Genomic DNA, 14,954 nt, shown 5'->3' with positions numbered 1-14,954 from the left:
GGACATACTGAAGAAGTGGAGCTGCGGGATTGGCTGAAGGTCGACGTGAAGGCGGGCAAACCGCTGTTCGACCAGCTCAGAACGCAGGTCATCGACGGGGTCCGGGCGGGTGCGTTGCCACCCGGATCCCGGCTCCCGACGGTGCGTGAGCTGGCGGGTCAGCTCGGGGTCGCGGCAAACACCGTGGCGCGGGCCTACCGCGAGCTGGAGTCGGCGGCGATCGTCGAAACCCGCGGGCGCTTCGGCACTTTCATCTCCCGCTTCGATCCGACCGACGCCGCGATGGCGGCGGCCGCCAAGGAGTACGTCGAGGTGGCCAAGGCGTTGGGGCTGACCAAGTCCGACGCGATGCGCTACCTGACCAACGTGCCCGACGAGTGACGTTGGCGCGCAAGCAATCAGCGCAAAACCTTGTCCAGCGTGCGCAGGTTGCGGGTCGTCGTCGAGGACTTGTAGCGCGGCTTGCCCATCGTCTTGCCGATCGCGCTGTCCAGCGTGCTGCCCTTGGGAACCTGCCAGTAGACGACGCCGTCACCGCGGCTGATCTTCTCGTCGGCGCCGCCGTCCAACTTGGCGAGTTCGTCGAGCACCCCCTTGTCGGCGACGAAGGTGACGTAGGACTGGTACCCCTCGACCTCACGCTCGAACGGGTAGGCCTCGACGACGGCGCGCACCGTGTCGATGTCGTACACCAGCACCCACGCGTCGTAGCCGAACCTCTCGCGCAGCGTGGCCTCAGCCTTCTTGCGCACAGCGCGCGCCCCGGCGGACGACTCGAGCAGCACGTTGCCGCTGGCCAAGATCGTGCGGACGTTGTCGAACCCCGCCTCGGTCAACGCGCTGGCGACCTCGGCCATTTTGAGGTTGACGCCGCCGACGTTGACGCCCCGCAGGAACGCTGCGTATTTGGTCATGTCCCGATTTCACCACGACGTAGGCTTTCTCCCATGGGACGCCAAGTCTTCGACGACAAGCTGTTGGCCGTGATCAGCGGAAACTCCCTCGGGGTGCTGGCCACCATCAAGCGCGACGGGCGGCCCCAACTGTCGAACGTGAGCTATCACTTCGACCCGCGCGAGCTGGTGGTGCGCGTGTCGATCACCGAGCCGCGGGCCAAGACCCGCAACCTGCGCCGCGACCCGCGGGCCTCGATCCTGGTCGACGCCGACGACGGATGGTCGTATGCCGTCGCCGAGGGGACGGCGGAACTGACGCCCCCGGCCGCCGCGCCCGACGACGACACCGTCGAGGGTCTGATTGCCTTGTATCGCAACATCGCCGGCGAGCATCCGGACTGGGACGAGTACCGCGAGGCGATGGTCACAGACCGGCGGGTGCTGATGACGCTGCGGATTTCGCACGTCTACGGCATGCCGCCGGGCAAGCGGTAAAAACCACAAGCCAGGCGCGACCGTCCAGGCTAGGCTGCCGGTATGGCCGAATCGAACCCGCAAGAAGAGGACGACACGAAGCGCAAGTTCCGTGAAGCACTCGATCGCAAAAAGGCGAAGTCGTCGGGCGCTTCGGAGCACAAAGACGGCGGCGACAAGCACCCGCGCGCGCACGGCCCCGCGGAGAGCCGCCGCGAATTCCGCCGCAAGAGCGGCTAATTCATCTGCGCCCTGTCCACCAGCTGCGGGGTCAGGCCGAATCGATCGACGAGCAGCAGCCAATCGCCTGCCGCGACCGAATAATCGGCCGGCCGATTCACCCGATCCGGGACCGTGCCGCGCCACGCGAACCGCGATGAGAAGTCCAGCGCGCCGCGGTACTCCTGGCATCCGATCGGCATCGGCTCCACGCCGGGAACGCACAGCACGAGAACGGGCGACGGCTTGGGTTGCTTGTAGGACGGGCCGTTTCGCCACCGCCGGCATTTGTAGGTTTCCGGCGTCGCGGTCACCTGCGCACACGGAGCCGTCGCGATGACCGCCCCGTTGCTCGCGTCGACCACGCGGATCGAATCCGCACCCAGCTCCAGGGCCACCAGCGGTTGCGAGGACGACGCGAAGAGTCGTTGTTTGCCGACGACGGACCACGTCGACATCTGTTGCGCCAATTCCATGTTGGGATACAGCAGACAGCGAGCGAGTTCCGTCGGCCCGGGCTGGTGCGCAGCCAAGCGACTTCGGCGGCCGACGATGGCGAGCAGCTCGTCGAAATCCGACGGCCACAACCAGGCGTCGACGTAGCCCTGGGGCGGCTCGTCGAGCCGCGTTCCGGCGGCCACCCGATGATCCCGTCCACCGAGGACAAAGTGACGGCTACCGGACCGCAGGTGCAGCGCGCTACCCATCACCTTGGTCGCGCTGCCGTACGCCCAGAGGCCCAGCGTCGCATCACTGAACGAGAAGGCACCACCGTGCCGCTTCTCGACGGTGACCTCGTCGCCCGTGACGGAGATGCGGACCTCCCCGGTGGCGCGCCACCCGACATAGAGCAGCGCGATCACGACGAGGACGATGCCGACCACGGCGGTGGTGGGCGTGTGCTCCCATCCCGCCGGGGCGTGGTCCGCCAGGTAGATGCCCCCGTAGACCGCCGCCAGCGCCACCCCCATGACGATGAAGTAAATCCAGTTGGGGCGCGCCTCGTCGGTGATCATTTTCGACATCGCTTTGGACAGCGGGAACGGGAGCTTGGCTGCGAACTGCCGTCCGGCGGTCGACTCGTCCCGCACGCTCATGCCGAGAAGGATGCCACCAGTTCAGTCGGGTGTGAACAGGCCGATCGACGGGTCGTCCTGGCCGGGTTGCCCGCGCAGGCTGCCGCGGGTGCTCGGGTGTCCGAAGTCCAGTTCCGACGGGTCCTTCTGGTAAGCCCAGTCCGCCACGATCGTGCGTTGACTGAACTTCCAGCGGCCGTCGTGTTTGAGGTACCGATCCAGATACCGGCCGCCGATGATGACGTCGATGTCGTGTTCGGGACCGGAGAAGGTGTGAAACACCAGGCAGTAGATCTCACCGCGGCCCGCGTCGCCCTCGATGACGAAATTCGTTGTGGTGACGTTGTGTTGGGAGACACGCACGTAGGGTTCCGCCGCGCGCAGCTGGGCGATGAACTGCTCGACGCCACCCGTCGAGAACGAGCCGTGCGAGTCGGTCGCGTCGGGGTGGTAGAGGGCGCGCAGCGCTTCATAATCGGCGCGGTCGACGGCGCGGCAGTAGGCGTTGACGAGCTGATGCAGTTCGTCCCGGGCCAGCATCAGTTCCAATTTGGCCTCATCCACCACCACGCCACCTTAGCCCGGCGGGTTTCTGATCAGGCCCGATTTGTCCCGTCTTCCAGATGGGTTGCCAGGCCGAATGTCTCGACGAGCGTCAGCAAATCCGCCGCCGAGACCACATAGGCGGGGCGTTCATTCGACCGAGGCACATCGCCGCGCCACGAAAATCGAAATTGCGACCCCACCAAGTCCAGACATCCGATCGTCAGTGGTTGCGCACCCGGAACACGGACGACCAGGCCGGGCGTCGCGGGGTAGTCATGCGTGCTGCCATCGCCGCTCGTGACGCTGTCCGCTTGGAAAGTTGTCGGTGTCGCGGTCGCGTCCGCGCGCGAGGCCGAGGCGCTGAGCGCGCCGGTGGTCGGGTCGATCACCCGCATCGCGTCGTTGTCCACATCAACGACCAGGCTCGGTTTCGAAAGTGATCGTTGAAGTCGAGCTTGTTTTCGGAAGGCAAACGATCCCATCTGCTCGGCCAAATAGGGGTTGGGAAACAGCAGACACCGAGTCGGTTCCCCCGGTGCAGGCCCGCGCGCATCCACCCCACTCCCGCGGCCGCTGACGGCGAGAAGCTCGTCGAACTCTGAGTCCCACAACCACGCATCGACGGTCTGGACAGGCGGCTCCTCGAGCCGTGTTGTGGGAGCGATGCGACGATCTCGTCCGCCGAGAACAAACCGGCGAGAGCCACGTCGCAGGTGAAGGGCCAGGCCCATGTTCACCCATGGGCCCAGCTTTGCGTCAACGAATGGAAAAACCTCGCGCCGCTGATTGACGGTCAGGCCTTCGCTCGTGACGCCAATGATGACCTTTCGGCGCGAACGCCACCACACGTACGCGGTCCCCGCCAGAGCGAGAATCGAAAGCGCCACCAGCCCCGCGCCGGCGATCGCCATTCCCGCGCTTCGCCGGGTGACGACCCCCCCGACCATTACCAAGATCAACGCGAAGCCCGCCGCCTGCACACCGTACCGCCCCTTTCCGGTGGCAAATGCGGTCATTTGAGAGGACATCGACGGGGAGGACGCGACGAACTGGCGCGACGCGGGCGATCCGTCGTTGACGCTCATTCGAAAAAGGATCCCACTTCGGGGCTATCAGCCGCGAGTTTGATTTCGCCGCATTGCCCAAAGGCCTCGCGCACAGTCCCCTCCGCTTCGCAGTTCTAGACTGTGCTGATGCCGCGACTGCAGCTTGCCCAAGATCCGGCCGCCGATGCGCTGCTGGAAGACGACCCGTTCGCGTTGCTGATCGGCATGCTGCTGGACCAACAGGTGCCGTTCGAGACCGCCTTTGCGGGACCGAAGAAGATCGCGGACCGGATGGGCGGCCTGGACGCCGGCGAGATCGCCGCCTACGACCCGGACAAGTTCGCCGCGTTGTGCGCGGAAAGGCCTGCGGTGCATCGCTTTCCGGGGTCGATGGCCAAGCGCATCCAGGGGCTGGCGCGCATCATCGTCGATGACTACGACTGCGACGCCGCCGGGCTGTGGAAGGCCGGTCAGCCAGACGGCAAGGAGCTGCTGCGCCGGCTCAAGGGGCTGCCCGGTTTCGGTGAGCAGAAGGCGAAGATCTTCCTGGCGTTGCTCGGCAAGCAGTACGGCGTGACGCCGACGGGCTGGCGCGAGGCGGCCGGGGACTTCGGCAAGGCCGGCACGCACCTGTCCGTCGCCGACATCGTCGACGCCCATTCGCTTGGACAGGTGCGGTCGTATAAGAAGCAGATGAAGGCAGCAGCGAAGGGAAAGGCGGCAACATGAAGACACACATCACGTGTCCGTGCGGCGAAGCCATCACAGGCAAGGACGAGGACGAGCTGGTCGAGCTCACCCAGGCGCACCTTGCCAGCGCCCATCCGGGCCTCGAGTACGACCGGGACGCCATCCTGTTCATGGCGTATTAGCTAGCCGCCGCCCGTCGCCGACAGCTGCTGCAGCACGCGCAGGAACAGGCGACGGTCTTCGGCGGACAGCCTCCCGAGCCAGCGCTCTTCGCCGCGCTGAATGTCTTCCTGCGCGGCATCTTTCGCGGCCCGACCCGCCTCGCTGAGTTCAAGCAGGCGCACGCGGCGGTCGTCCGGGTCGGGCCGGCGCTCGATATAGCCCCGGTCCTGCAAGTCGTCGAGCGTGGGGATGATGCGCGTCTTGTCGGCGCCGATCGCCTCGGCGAGCGCGGCCTGGCTGCGCACCGGCGAGCGATCGAGCGCGCTCAGCACGATGTAGCCCCACATCGACAACCCGTGTGCTTCCAGCACCGGGACCTCGGCCGCCATCATCTCGCGAACCAGCGGCCCCATCATCGCCGCGAGATCGGGACGCCTTGCCCTCGCCATGCTGGAAGCGTAGCGTTGACAGATAATATGCGTACGCATACGATCTGCGAATGCATACTATTTCTGATGTCCGACCGTTCCACCGCGCCGCCGTCCAGGCTTCCGTCGACGTCGTCGCGGGCATCACACGCGACGACCTGTCCCGGCCGACGCCCTGCGCGGGCTGGGACCTGTTGGACCTGCTCGCCCACATGACCGCGCAGCATCGGGGATTCGCCGCGGCCGCCCGCGGCCACGGCGACAGCGCGGCCGTTTGGGAGGCGGGCCGCGTGGTCGAGGCGGTCTCGGCCGATCCCGGCGGCACCTACGCCGCGGCAGCAGCCGACGTGCTCGACGCGTTCGCCGCCGACGGCGTGCTCGACGCGAGTTTCTCGTTGCCCGATTTCGGGCCGGGGGCGGCCTTCCCCGGCGCGATCGCGATCGGCTTCCACTTCGTGGACTACGTGGTGCACGGCTGGGACGTTGCGCGGAGCATCGGCGCCCCCTTTGCGCTTCCCGACGACGTCGTGGCCGCCGTGCTACCGCTGGTGTTCGTGATTCCGGATGGTGACTACCGCGCCACGGACGGCGCCCCGTTCGGTCCGGCCGTCACCGCGCCCGACGGCGCGAGCGACCTCGACCGCATTCTCGGCCACCTCGGCCGCTCGCCCGGCTGGAACGCTTAGAACTACGGCACCACCGTCGAGCCGATCGTGGGCATGAACTGGCACTGCTTTTCCTTGGTCGTGACCTGCCCGAAGATCGTCGACATGATGCTGCCCGAGCCGGTGTCGACGATCGCCGTCAGCGTCGTCGGTCCATCCCCGTTGATGTCGGTGCGCGGCTTGAGCGCGACCGTCCCGGACTTGCCCGTGGTGAGGTTCACCCAGGTGACGTTCAACGGCAGCTTCTGCACCTCGGCGGGTCCCGGCGTGCCGACCGCGGTGAACACGTAGGCGGTCTGGCCCGGCCCGGGTCCCGGCGTCGGGATCTTGGCCGGCCCCGCCACCGACAGCGCGGTCGCGATCGAACTGCTGCCGTCCGCAAGGCAATTCGTGCCGATCGACGGATACATGAAGTCCTGCGTGGGCGGGGCGTCAGGGCCCAGGCCCGGCGCGGGAGCCGGTGCGGGAGCGGGTGCCGCGTCCGGCGCGGGAGCCGGTGCGGGGGCCGGGGCCGCGGCGGGTGCCGGCGGCGTCGGCGCGGTGGCCGCGACGGGCTCGGTTCCCGGCGTCGCGGCGGGCGGCATCGGCGCGGAGGGGGCCGCGGAGGGAGCGGCCGGCGGTGCGGCAACGGGCCCGGGGCCCGCCGCGCGCGCCGGATCGATGCCCGGCGGCAGGTGCGACTGCAGGCCGGGCTCGATGCCCAGCGGCGGCACGTGCTGCGCCGGCGCGGTCTCGGCCGGGGCGGCGCCCGGCGACCCCGGCTCGGCCACGAACTTATTCACAGACGCCGCAACGTTTTTCGATTCGGCGGGCGCCGTCGGATTGTGGGTGAACGCTTGGGCTGCGGCCATCAGCAGCTGCGTCGCCTGCCCTGGATTGCTCGCCGCCTGCTGGATGATCGGGCTCAGCTCCGACAGGGCGGGCAGCCCCGGAAGCTGCTGGGTTGAGTTCGGCTGCGGTGTCGGCAGCGGCGCCGCCGGGTCGGCCGCCGCGCTCGGGCACAACCCGAACGCGGCAGCCGACGCCACGACAACAGCGGCCAAACCCTTGGACAGATTCCTAGTGGTTGCCACGATGTCCTCCGGTCCTGGCTAGTGGCGGGTTAGTTGGGTATCGAGCTGCTCAGGGCAGGGCCGAAAGCAGCGGCGACATCGGGCTGGCGGGCGCCGGTGCGGCCGGTGCCGCCGGTGCCGCCGGGGCCTGACCCGTGGCCAGCGCCTGCAGATCCTGCGGAATCGTCAGCTGCGCGGGCACGCTGAGCGGCAGGCCGGACGGCAGCGCCGGCATGTCCACCTTCGCCTGCGGGATCTGCGGGGTCGCCGGGGCGGCGGGAACCGCCGGCGCCGACAGCCCGGGGATGGCGGGCAGGCCCGGAATCGACGGGGCGGCCGGAGCGGCGGGCGCCGCCGGGGCCTGGGCCAGGCCCGGGAGCGAGCCGAAGCCCGGGATCGTCGGCGTCGTCGCCGCCGGGGCCGTCGCCGCGGTTTGCGGGGTGAGCCCCGGAATGGACGGGAGACCCGCCGAAGGCGAGACCGGCGAGGCCGCCGAGGGCATCCCCGGGAAGGTGATGCCGGGCGACGCCGGCGCCGCGGGCGGGGTGGCGCCGAGGGCGGTCGCGAGGTTTTGCAGGATCTGAGGCGCGTTGGCCGCGGAGCTGATCAGCTGCTGCGGAATGTTCGGCACCGGCGGCGCGGGGACGGGGTCGGCGTGGGCGATCCCGCCCGTCAGTAGGGCGGCGGACGAACCGACCAAGACGGCGGCCGCTCGCAGATAGGTCCAGATGGTTGGCATGACTCTCCCTGGTTGTCGATGACGGGTTCGGCCCCGAAGTTACGTTGATACTGGTGTGACTCAAGTGACACGTGTGGCATTTATTCGATCGTTACCGATACGAGTGACGGCGGTGACCGGGCGGCCCACAGAACGCCGGGCGATGGCTAAAGTCGGGCGGATAGACACCATCCCGGCCGCCCCGGCGGCACCCCGCACCCGGCGGCAAGCGGCGGCCCCGGCGCTGCTGATCGCGAGCGTCGCCGCGCGACTCGCCTGGACCTACCTGTCACCGAACGGCGCGAACTTCGTCGACCTGCACGTTTACCTCGGCGGGGCCGCCGCGCTCGACCATCCCGGCACCCTGTACAGCTACGTCTACGCCGACCAGACGCCGGACTTCCCGCTGCCGTTCACCTATCCGCCCTTCGCGGCGGTCGTGTTCTATCCCCTGCACCTGCTGCCGTTCGCGCTGGTGGCCTTCCTCTGGCAGCTGGCGACGATCGCCGCGTTGTACGGCGCGATCCGGCTGAGCCAGCGCCTGGTGGGCGTCCCGGCGGGGGCCGGTCACCGCGTCGCGATGCTGTGGACGGCGGTCACCATCTGGATCGAGCCGCTGCGCAGCACGTTCGACTACGGCCAGGTCAACGTGCTGCTCATGCTGGCGGTGCTGTGGGCGGCCTGGACGACGCGCTGGTGGCTATCGGGGTTGCTGGTCGGCGTGGCGGCCGGGATCAAGTTGACGCCGGCGATCGCCGGCGTCTACCTGTTGGGCGTTCGGCGCTGGGGTGCGGCCGTGTTTTCGGCGGTCGTCTTCCTGGCCACCGTGGTCGTGTCGGTCCTGGTCGTCGGCGACCAGGCCCGCTACTACTTCACCGATCTGCTGGGCGACGCGCACCGGGTGGGGCCGATCGCCACGTCGTTCAACCAATCCTGGCGCGGGGGCATCTCGCGGATCCTCGGCCACGACGCCGGCCTCGGTCCGCTGGTGCTGGCGGCCGTCGCGGTGACCGCGGTGTTGGCCGTCCTGGCCTGGCGGGCCCTGGACCCCACCGATCGGCTGGGCAAGTTGCTGGTGGTCGAGTTGTTCGGGCTGCTGCTTTCGCCGATTTCGTGGACCCACCATTGGGTGTGGCTGGTGCCGCTGATGATCTGGGCGATCCACGGGCCGCCGCGCGAGCGGCCCGGCGCCCGCGTCGTCGGCTGGGGCTGGTTGGCGCTCACCATCGTCGGGGTGCCGTGGTTGCTGAGCTTCGCGCAGCCGACGATCTGGCAGATCAGCCGGCCGTGGTACCTGGCCTGGGCCGGGCTGGTCTACATCGTGGCGGCGATGGCGACGCTGATCTGGATCGCGGCATCCGGCCGACGCGCCGAGCCGACGGCTTAGCCCCCGACGATCCCGTCGATGTCGCGCGCCATGTCGACGTCGTTCTGGGTGATGCCACCCTCGGAGTGCGTGACTAACGCGAAAGTCACCGTCCGCCAACGGATATCGATGTCGGGATGATGATCCTTGCTCTCGGCGTGCTCGGCCACCCGGCGCACGGCGTCGATGCCGTCCAGAAACGACGGGAACTTGATCGACCGGCGCAGGGCGCCGTCGGCACGCTCCCATCCGTTGAGTTCGGGCAGTGCGGCGTCTACTTGCTCATCCGTTAACACAGCCATGCCGGAGGCGTCCTCTCGTCTGGGATGGGAACGGTGCTCACCTACGAGGCTACGGCGGGGCCGGCCGGCGCTTGGCTTCTCTGGTCCAAGGGCACCACGACGCTCGCCTCCGGCGGGTTCTTCAATTCCTGGTAGGCGGACTCAAGGCTGGCCGGAACCGCTTGCAGGTCGCGGGCAACACCCATCAGTTCTTCCAGGATCATGATGCGCTGCTGATTTGCCTCGGCCACCGCTTGCCGGGCCTGGTCATGGACGAGACGAGCCTGTTGCCTTGCCTCGGCGAGGAGTTGCTCACGCTGCTGCTGGGCTTCCTGCCACGCGCGATCGATCGACGATTGGGCTTCGGCGCGCCTGCCGGCGACTTCGGCGTCGACATCCTTCTTGGCTTCCGCGCACTGCGCTTCTAGCGCACTTTGCTGTAAGGCTATGTCCGCCAACAGTTCTCGGTGCTCTCGCTGCGCGGCCTGGGCCTCGGCCTCGGCCGCCGCGATCAGGGCGTCGGCCTCGGCTCGCGCCTCGGCCTGCATCCGGGAAACCTCATCGATCGCCCGCCGCAGCATCTTCGCCATCCGGTGTTGCATCGCGTAGGGCGACGGTGAGGTGTCCGACAGCATGGCGACCTCATCATTGAGACAGGCAACTTCGATGCGCAACGCGGCTGCCTCGTCGCCGGATTCATTTCGCTGGGCTCTTAAGTTCTGGACCTCGTCGATCAGCAACTTCTGCTTGGTGAGCAACATCTCGATGTAGGCATCGACCGCGGCCCGGTCGTAGCCCCTGAACGTGCGGGAGAACGTCGTTGCGGATTCGGTGACCATTGCCAACCCCCATTCTCAGAAAGTGCCCGGTAGAGGTCGTGACCGACGCATTCGAGTATTCCACTTTGGCGCTCAAACCGTAATACAGGCGTTGTGCCCCAAGGGAATTCGATTATAGGCGGCGCGGTCGGTGCGTGAAACCGTTCTAAAGATGACTGGCCACCCCGGCGAGCCGGCGCCCCGGCGGTATACCGTCACTGGCCATGCCGACTCAGATCGTCGTCGCCGCAGCGGTCATCTCCGGCGATAGGGTCCTGGTCGCGCAGCGGGCCCGGCCGCCGGAATTGGCCGGCCGCTGGGAGCTGCCCGGCGGCAAGGTCGTCCCCGGCGAATCCGAGCGCGACGCGCTGGCCCGCGAGCTCGCCGAGGAGCTGGGCCTGGCGGCGGGCGACATCGCGGTGGGGGATCGCCTCGGCGCGGACATTCCGCTGAACGAGACGATGACGCTGCGGGCGTATCGCGTGCGGCTGCTCGGCGGTGAGCCGCACCCCCGGGACCACCGCGCGCTGCGCTGGGTCACCGCCGCCGAGCTGCACGACGTCGACTGGGTGCCGGCCGATCGCGGCTGGCTACCAGATTTGGCGCGGGCGCTGTGAGCATGCTCATAACAAGTCCACAGCCTGCATTCAGGCAACCTACAGTGCTATCGCAGCTGACACGCGTGAAATCGGAAGGTAACAGCCCCAAAAAGCCGTAGTCTCGAATTGCATGCCAGTACCGATGGACGTTCACATCCGGAAAACCATTGCGCTATACGGCATTTAGCTAGCGCGTCGCGGGCCCCCCGGATGGCATTCGAACCGGATGGCGAAGTTCACCGTGGAAACACTAGGAGGCTTATCTCTTGACCGTCACACCCCATGTCGGTGGACCGCTCGAGGAGCTACTGGAACGCAGTGGGCGATTTTTCACCCCGGGCGAGTTCTCCGCCGATCTGCGCACCGTCACCCGCCGGGGTGGCCGCGAAGGCGACGTGTTCTACCGCGACCGGTGGAGCCACGACAAGGTGGTGCGCTCGACCCACGGGGTGAACTGCACCGGGTCTTGTTCCTGGAAGATCTACGTCAAGGACGGGATCATCACCTGGGAGACCCAGCAGACCGACTACCCCTCGGTGGGCCCGGACCGGCCCGAATACGAGCCGCGCGGCTGCCCGCGCGGTGCGTCGTTCTCCTGGTACAGCTACTCGCCCACCCGGGTGCGCTACCCGTACGCCCGCGGCGTGCTGGTCGAGATGTTCCGCGAGGCGAAGGCGCGGCTGGGCGACCCGGTGCTGGCGTGGGGCGACATCCAGGCCGACCCCGAGCGGCGGCGCCGCTACCAGCGGGCGCGGGGCAAGGGCGGCCTGGTCCGGATCAGCTGGGCCGAAGCCACCGAGCTGATCGCGGCCGCCCACGTGCACACCATCAAAGCCTACGGCCCGGACCGGGTCGCCGGGTTCTCGCCGATCCCGGCGATGTCCATGGTGTCGTACACGGCCGGTTCGCGGTTCGTCGAGCTGATCGGCGGCGCGATGACGTCGTTCTACGACTGGTATGCCGACCTGCCGGTGGCATCGCCGCAGGTGTTCGGCGACCAGACCGACGTGCCCGAGTCGGGGGACTGGTGGGACGCGGCGTACCTGATGATGTGGGGTTCCAACGTCCCGATTACCCGCACGCCCGACGCGCACTGGATGGCCGAGGCCCGCTACCGCGGCACCAAGGTGGTGACCGTCAGCCCCGACTACGCCGACAACACCAAGTTCGCCGACGAGTGGATGCCGTGCGCGGCCGGCACCGACGGGGCCCTGGCCATGGCGATGGGCCACGTGATCCTGTCGGAATGCTATGTGCGCGGGCAGGTTCCGTTCTTCGTCGACTTTGCACGCCGCTACACCGACCTGCCGTTTCTGATCAAGCTGGAACGCCGCGGCGAGATGCTGGTGCCGGGCAAGAACCTGACCGCGGCCGATTTAGGGGAGGCGGTCGACAACGCCGCGCTCAAGCCGGCCGTGTTCGACGAGGCGACGAATTCCGTTGCGGTCCCCCAGGGCTCGCTGGGCTTCCGTTACGGCGAAGACGGCGTCGGGAAGTGGAACCTGGACCTCGGCGAGCTGAAGCCGGCGCTCAGCGTCGAGGGGGCCGGCGCCACCGCGCTCGTGCACCTGCCCAGCTTCGACACGGTCAACGGCGAGGGCGGCACGGTGGCGCGCGGAGTGCCGGTGCGCCAGGTCGGTAACCACCTGGTGTGCACGGTGTTCGACCTCATGCTCGCCCAGTACGGGGTGGCGCGCCCCGGGCTCCCCGGCGACTGGCCCACCGGCTACGACGACCCGAGCCAGCCCAACACCCCGGCATGGCAGGAACCCATCACCGGCGTGTCGGCCGGGCAGGCGATCCGGGTGGCCAAGGAATTCGCCCGCAGCGCAGAGGAATCCGGCGGGCGGTCGATGATCATCATGGGCGGCGGCATCTGCCACTGGTTCCACAGCGACGCGATCTACCGCGCCGTGCTGGCGCTGCTGATGCTGACCGGGTCGATGGGCCGCAACGGCGGGGGATGGGCGCACTACGTCGGCCAGGAAAAGGTTCGTCCGCTCACCGGCTTTCAGACGATGGCGATGGCGACCGACTGGTCCCGCCCGCCGCGGCAGGTGCCCGGCGCCTCGTACTGGTACACGCACACCGACCAATGGCGCTACGACGGTCACGGCGCCGACAAGCTGGCCAGCCCGGTGGGGCGCGGCAGGTTCGCGGGAAAGCACACGATGGACCTGCTCGCTTCGTCGGTGGCGATGGGCTGGAGCCCGTTCTATCCGCAGTTCGACCGGTCCAGCCTGGACGTCGCGGACGAGGCGCGCGCCGCCGGTCGCGACGCCGCCGAGTACGTCGCCGAGCAGCTGGGCGAGCGCAAGCTCAAGCTGGCCGTGACCGATCCGGACAACCCCGGCAACTGGCCGCGGGTGCTCAGCGTCTGGCGCGCCAACCTGATCGGCTCGTCGGGCAAGGGCGGCGAGTATTTCCTGCGGCATCTGCTGGGCACCGATTCCAACGCGCAGGCCGAGCCCGCGCGGGACGGGGACATCCCGGAGGGCAAGCTCGACCTGATGATGTCGATCGACTTCCGGATGACCTCGACGACACTGGTTTCCGACGTCGTCCTGCCGGCGGCCACCTGGTACGAGAAGGCCGACCTGTCCAGCACCGACATGCACCCCTACGTGCACGCCTTCAGCGCCGCCACCGACCCGCCGTGGGAAACCCGTTCGGACTACGACGCTTTTGGCGCCATCGCCCGCGCCTTCAGCGCGATGGCCAAGGATCACCTGGGCACCCGCAGCGACGTGGTGCTCACGGCGCTGCAACACGACACCCCCGACGCAATGGCTTATCCCGATGGCACCGAACGGGATTGGCTGCACGACGGCTCCGCCCCGGTACCGGGGCGGACGATGGCCAAAGTCACCGTGGTGGAACGCGACTACGCCGCCGTCTACGACAAGTGGCTGACCCTGGGGCCGCTCGTCGACACCTTCGGCGTCACCACCAAGGGCGTCACGGTGCATCCGTTCCGTGAGGTGGAGGAACTGGCCGCCAAGTTCGGCGTGATGAAATCCGGTGTGGCGGCGGGCCGCCCGGCCGTCACCAGCGCGGAGCGGATGGCCGACGTGCTGTTGCTGCTGTCCGGGACGACGAATGGCCGGCTGGCCGTCGAGGGCTTCCGCGAGCTGGAGAAGCGCACGGGCCAGCGGCTGGCGCATCTGGCCGAGGGCAGCGAGGAGCGCCGCATCACCTACGCCGACACCCAGGCGCGCCCCGTCCCCGTGATCACCAGCCCCGAGTGGTCGGGCAGCGAAACCGGCGGCCGGCGCTATGCGCCGTTCACCATCAACATCGAGAACCTCAAACCGTTCCACACGCTGACCGGGCGGATGCACTTCTACCTCGCCCACGACTGGGTGGAGGAACTCGGTGAGCACCTGCCGGTCTTCCGCCCGCCGCTGGACATGGCGCGGCTGTTCGGTCAGCCGGAGCTCGGGCCGACCGAAGACGGGATCGGGCTGACGGTCCGGTACCTGACGCCACACTCGAAGTGGTCGTTCCACTCCACCTACCAGGACAACCTGTACATGCTGTCGCTGTCCCGCGGCGGGCCGACGATGTGGATGAGCCCCGGGGACGCGGCGAAAATCGGTGTGCGCGACAACGATTGGGTCGAGGCGGTCAACGTCAACGGCATCTACGTGTGCCGGGCGATCGTGTCGCACCGGATGCCCGACGGCGTGGTGTATGTCTATCACGTCCAGGAACGCACCGTGGACACCCCTCGCACCGAGACCAACAACAAGCGCGGCGGCAACCACAACGCGCTGACCCGGGTGCGGATCAAGCCGAGCCACCTCGCCGGCGGCTACGGCCAGCACTCGTTCGGGTTCAACTACCTGGGCCCGACCGGCAACCAACGCGACGAGGTGACGGTGGTGCGCCGCCGCGGCCAGGAAGTGACGTACTGAC

The 14,954-nt window shown here is 68.3% G+C and carries 18 protein-coding genes; 9 read left to right on the top strand and 9 right to left on the bottom strand.

The features are described 5' to 3' along the window. Window positions 1–15 precede the first annotated feature (15 nt). The gene (locus AC5Y4S_RS11345) at window positions 16–381 is read left to right on the top strand and encodes an Rv1152 family transcriptional regulator (protein ID WP_500032679.1); all 366 of its coding nucleotides are present in this window, start codon (window positions 16–18) and stop codon (window positions 379–381) included. Window positions 382–398: 17 nt separating this feature from the next. Here AC5Y4S_RS11345 and AC5Y4S_RS11340 read toward each other — a convergent pair whose 3' ends face one another. After that, on the bottom strand, window positions 399–914 hold the full coding sequence (locus tag AC5Y4S_RS11340) for a DUF1697 domain-containing protein (protein WP_500032678.1): 516 nt from the start codon (window positions 912–914) through the stop codon (window positions 399–401). A gap of 33 nt (window positions 915–947) precedes the next feature. Between AC5Y4S_RS11340 and AC5Y4S_RS11335 the strand changes: the two genes are divergently transcribed. Together AC5Y4S_RS11335 and AC5Y4S_RS11330 are read left to right on the top strand one after the other, a co-directional pair. Next, window positions 948–1,391: a PPOX class F420-dependent oxidoreductase gene (locus AC5Y4S_RS11335; RefSeq protein ID WP_068103050.1), complete on the top strand. Its 444-nt coding sequence runs from the start codon at window positions 948–950 to the stop codon at window positions 1,389–1,391. Window positions 1,392–1,433: 42 nt separating this feature from the next. After that, entirely contained in the window at window positions 1,434–1,610 is a 177-nt protein-coding gene (locus tag AC5Y4S_RS11330; RefSeq protein WP_500032677.1) for a DUF5302 domain-containing protein, read from the top strand. On the opposite strand, the gene AC5Y4S_RS11325 is transcribed toward AC5Y4S_RS11330, so the two are convergent. From AC5Y4S_RS11325 to AC5Y4S_RS11315, 3 genes are read right to left on the bottom strand one after another with little or no spacing between them, the layout of a single operon-like run. Next, a complete protein-coding gene (locus AC5Y4S_RS11325; protein WP_500032674.1) occupies window positions 1,607–2,686 on the bottom strand; it encodes a hypothetical protein in 1,080 nt (359 codons plus the stop codon). The two genes, AC5Y4S_RS11330 and AC5Y4S_RS11325, sit on opposite strands and share 4 nt — an antisense overlap. Before the next feature lie 21 nt (window positions 2,687–2,707). Then, complete coding sequence (locus AC5Y4S_RS11320) at window positions 2,708–3,235, bottom strand: nuclear transport factor 2 family protein (protein ID WP_500032673.1); 528 nt, start codon at window positions 3,233–3,235, stop codon at window positions 2,708–2,710. 26 nt (window positions 3,236–3,261) lie between these two features. Then, on the bottom strand, window positions 3,262–4,296 hold the full coding sequence (locus tag AC5Y4S_RS11315) for a hypothetical protein (RefSeq protein ID WP_500032671.1): 1,035 nt from the start codon (window positions 4,294–4,296) through the stop codon (window positions 3,262–3,264). A 108-nt stretch (window positions 4,297–4,404) separates the two neighbouring features. Between AC5Y4S_RS11315 and AC5Y4S_RS11310 the strand changes: the two genes are divergently transcribed. Both AC5Y4S_RS11310 and AC5Y4S_RS11305 read left to right on the top strand, forming a co-directional pair. Further along, window positions 4,405–4,986 carry an HhH-GPD-type base excision DNA repair protein gene (locus tag AC5Y4S_RS11310; protein ID WP_500032670.1) on the top strand — a complete coding sequence of 194 codons (582 nt, stop codon included), beginning with the start codon at window positions 4,405–4,407 and terminating at the stop codon, window positions 4,984–4,986. Beyond that, entirely contained in the window at window positions 4,983–5,129 is a 147-nt protein-coding gene (locus AC5Y4S_RS11305) for a DUF1059 domain-containing protein (RefSeq protein WP_068103058.1), read from the top strand. Before AC5Y4S_RS11310 ends, AC5Y4S_RS11305 begins: the two co-directional genes overlap by 4 nt. Here the strand turns inward: AC5Y4S_RS11305 and AC5Y4S_RS11300 are convergent, their stop codons facing one another. Then, window positions 5,130–5,558 carry a MarR family winged helix-turn-helix transcriptional regulator gene (locus AC5Y4S_RS11300; RefSeq protein WP_500032669.1) on the bottom strand — a complete coding sequence of 143 codons (429 nt, stop codon included), beginning with the start codon at window positions 5,556–5,558 and terminating at the stop codon, window positions 5,130–5,132. A gap of 50 nt (window positions 5,559–5,608) precedes the next feature. On the opposite strand from AC5Y4S_RS11300, the gene AC5Y4S_RS11295 reads away from it, so the two are divergent. Continuing rightward, window positions 5,609–6,223, top strand: a complete 615-nt coding sequence (locus AC5Y4S_RS11295) for a TIGR03086 family metal-binding protein (protein WP_500032668.1) — start codon at window positions 5,609–5,611, stop codon at window positions 6,221–6,223. Window positions 6,224–6,225: 2 nt separating this feature from the next. Here AC5Y4S_RS11295 and AC5Y4S_RS11290 read toward each other — a convergent pair whose 3' ends face one another. Both AC5Y4S_RS11290 and AC5Y4S_RS11285 read right to left on the bottom strand, forming a co-directional pair. Beyond that, entirely contained in the window at window positions 6,226–7,275 is a 1,050-nt protein-coding gene (locus AC5Y4S_RS11290; protein ID WP_500032665.1) for an Rv1157c family protein, read from the bottom strand. A 49-nt stretch (window positions 7,276–7,324) separates the two neighbouring features. After that, on the bottom strand, window positions 7,325–7,993 hold the full coding sequence (locus AC5Y4S_RS11285; protein ID WP_500032664.1) for a hypothetical protein: 669 nt from the start codon (window positions 7,991–7,993) through the stop codon (window positions 7,325–7,327). 142 nt (window positions 7,994–8,135) lie between these two features. Here AC5Y4S_RS11285 and AC5Y4S_RS11280 point away from each other — a divergent pair, with 142 nt between their 5' ends. After that, window positions 8,136–9,359, top strand: a complete 1,224-nt coding sequence (locus AC5Y4S_RS11280) for a mannosyltransferase (protein WP_500032662.1) — start codon at window positions 8,136–8,138, stop codon at window positions 9,357–9,359. Here the strand turns inward: AC5Y4S_RS11280 and AC5Y4S_RS11275 are convergent. Together AC5Y4S_RS11275 and AC5Y4S_RS11270 are read right to left on the bottom strand one after the other, a co-directional pair. Further along, window positions 9,356–9,640, bottom strand: a complete 285-nt coding sequence (locus tag AC5Y4S_RS11275) for a 4a-hydroxytetrahydrobiopterin dehydratase (RefSeq protein ID WP_067151040.1) — start codon at window positions 9,638–9,640, stop codon at window positions 9,356–9,358. The genes AC5Y4S_RS11280 and AC5Y4S_RS11275 overlap by 4 nt on opposite strands. 41 nt (window positions 9,641–9,681) lie before the next feature. Continuing rightward, window positions 9,682–10,458 (bottom strand): ATP synthase subunit B family protein, encoded by a 777-nt coding sequence (locus tag AC5Y4S_RS11270; RefSeq protein ID WP_500032661.1) that lies wholly within the window; start codon window positions 10,456–10,458, stop codon window positions 9,682–9,684. Window positions 10,459–10,661: 203 nt separating this feature from the next. Here AC5Y4S_RS11270 and AC5Y4S_RS11265 point away from each other — a divergent pair, with 203 nt between their 5' ends. Continuing rightward, window positions 10,662–11,054, top strand: a complete 393-nt coding sequence (locus tag AC5Y4S_RS11265; protein WP_500032660.1) for a (deoxy)nucleoside triphosphate pyrophosphohydrolase — start codon at window positions 10,662–10,664, stop codon at window positions 11,052–11,054. 248 nt (window positions 11,055–11,302) lie between these two features. Then, the gene (locus AC5Y4S_RS11260; protein ID WP_500032658.1) at window positions 11,303–14,953 is read left to right on the top strand and encodes a nitrate reductase subunit alpha; all 3,651 of its coding nucleotides are present in this window, start codon (window positions 11,303–11,305) and stop codon (window positions 14,951–14,953) included. The last annotated feature ends 1 nt before the right edge of the window (window position 14,954 follow it).

It is taken from the genome of Mycobacterium sp. NGS64 (genome assembly GCF_059812245.1).
This window is presented reverse-complemented; position numbering and strand designations above follow the sequence as displayed.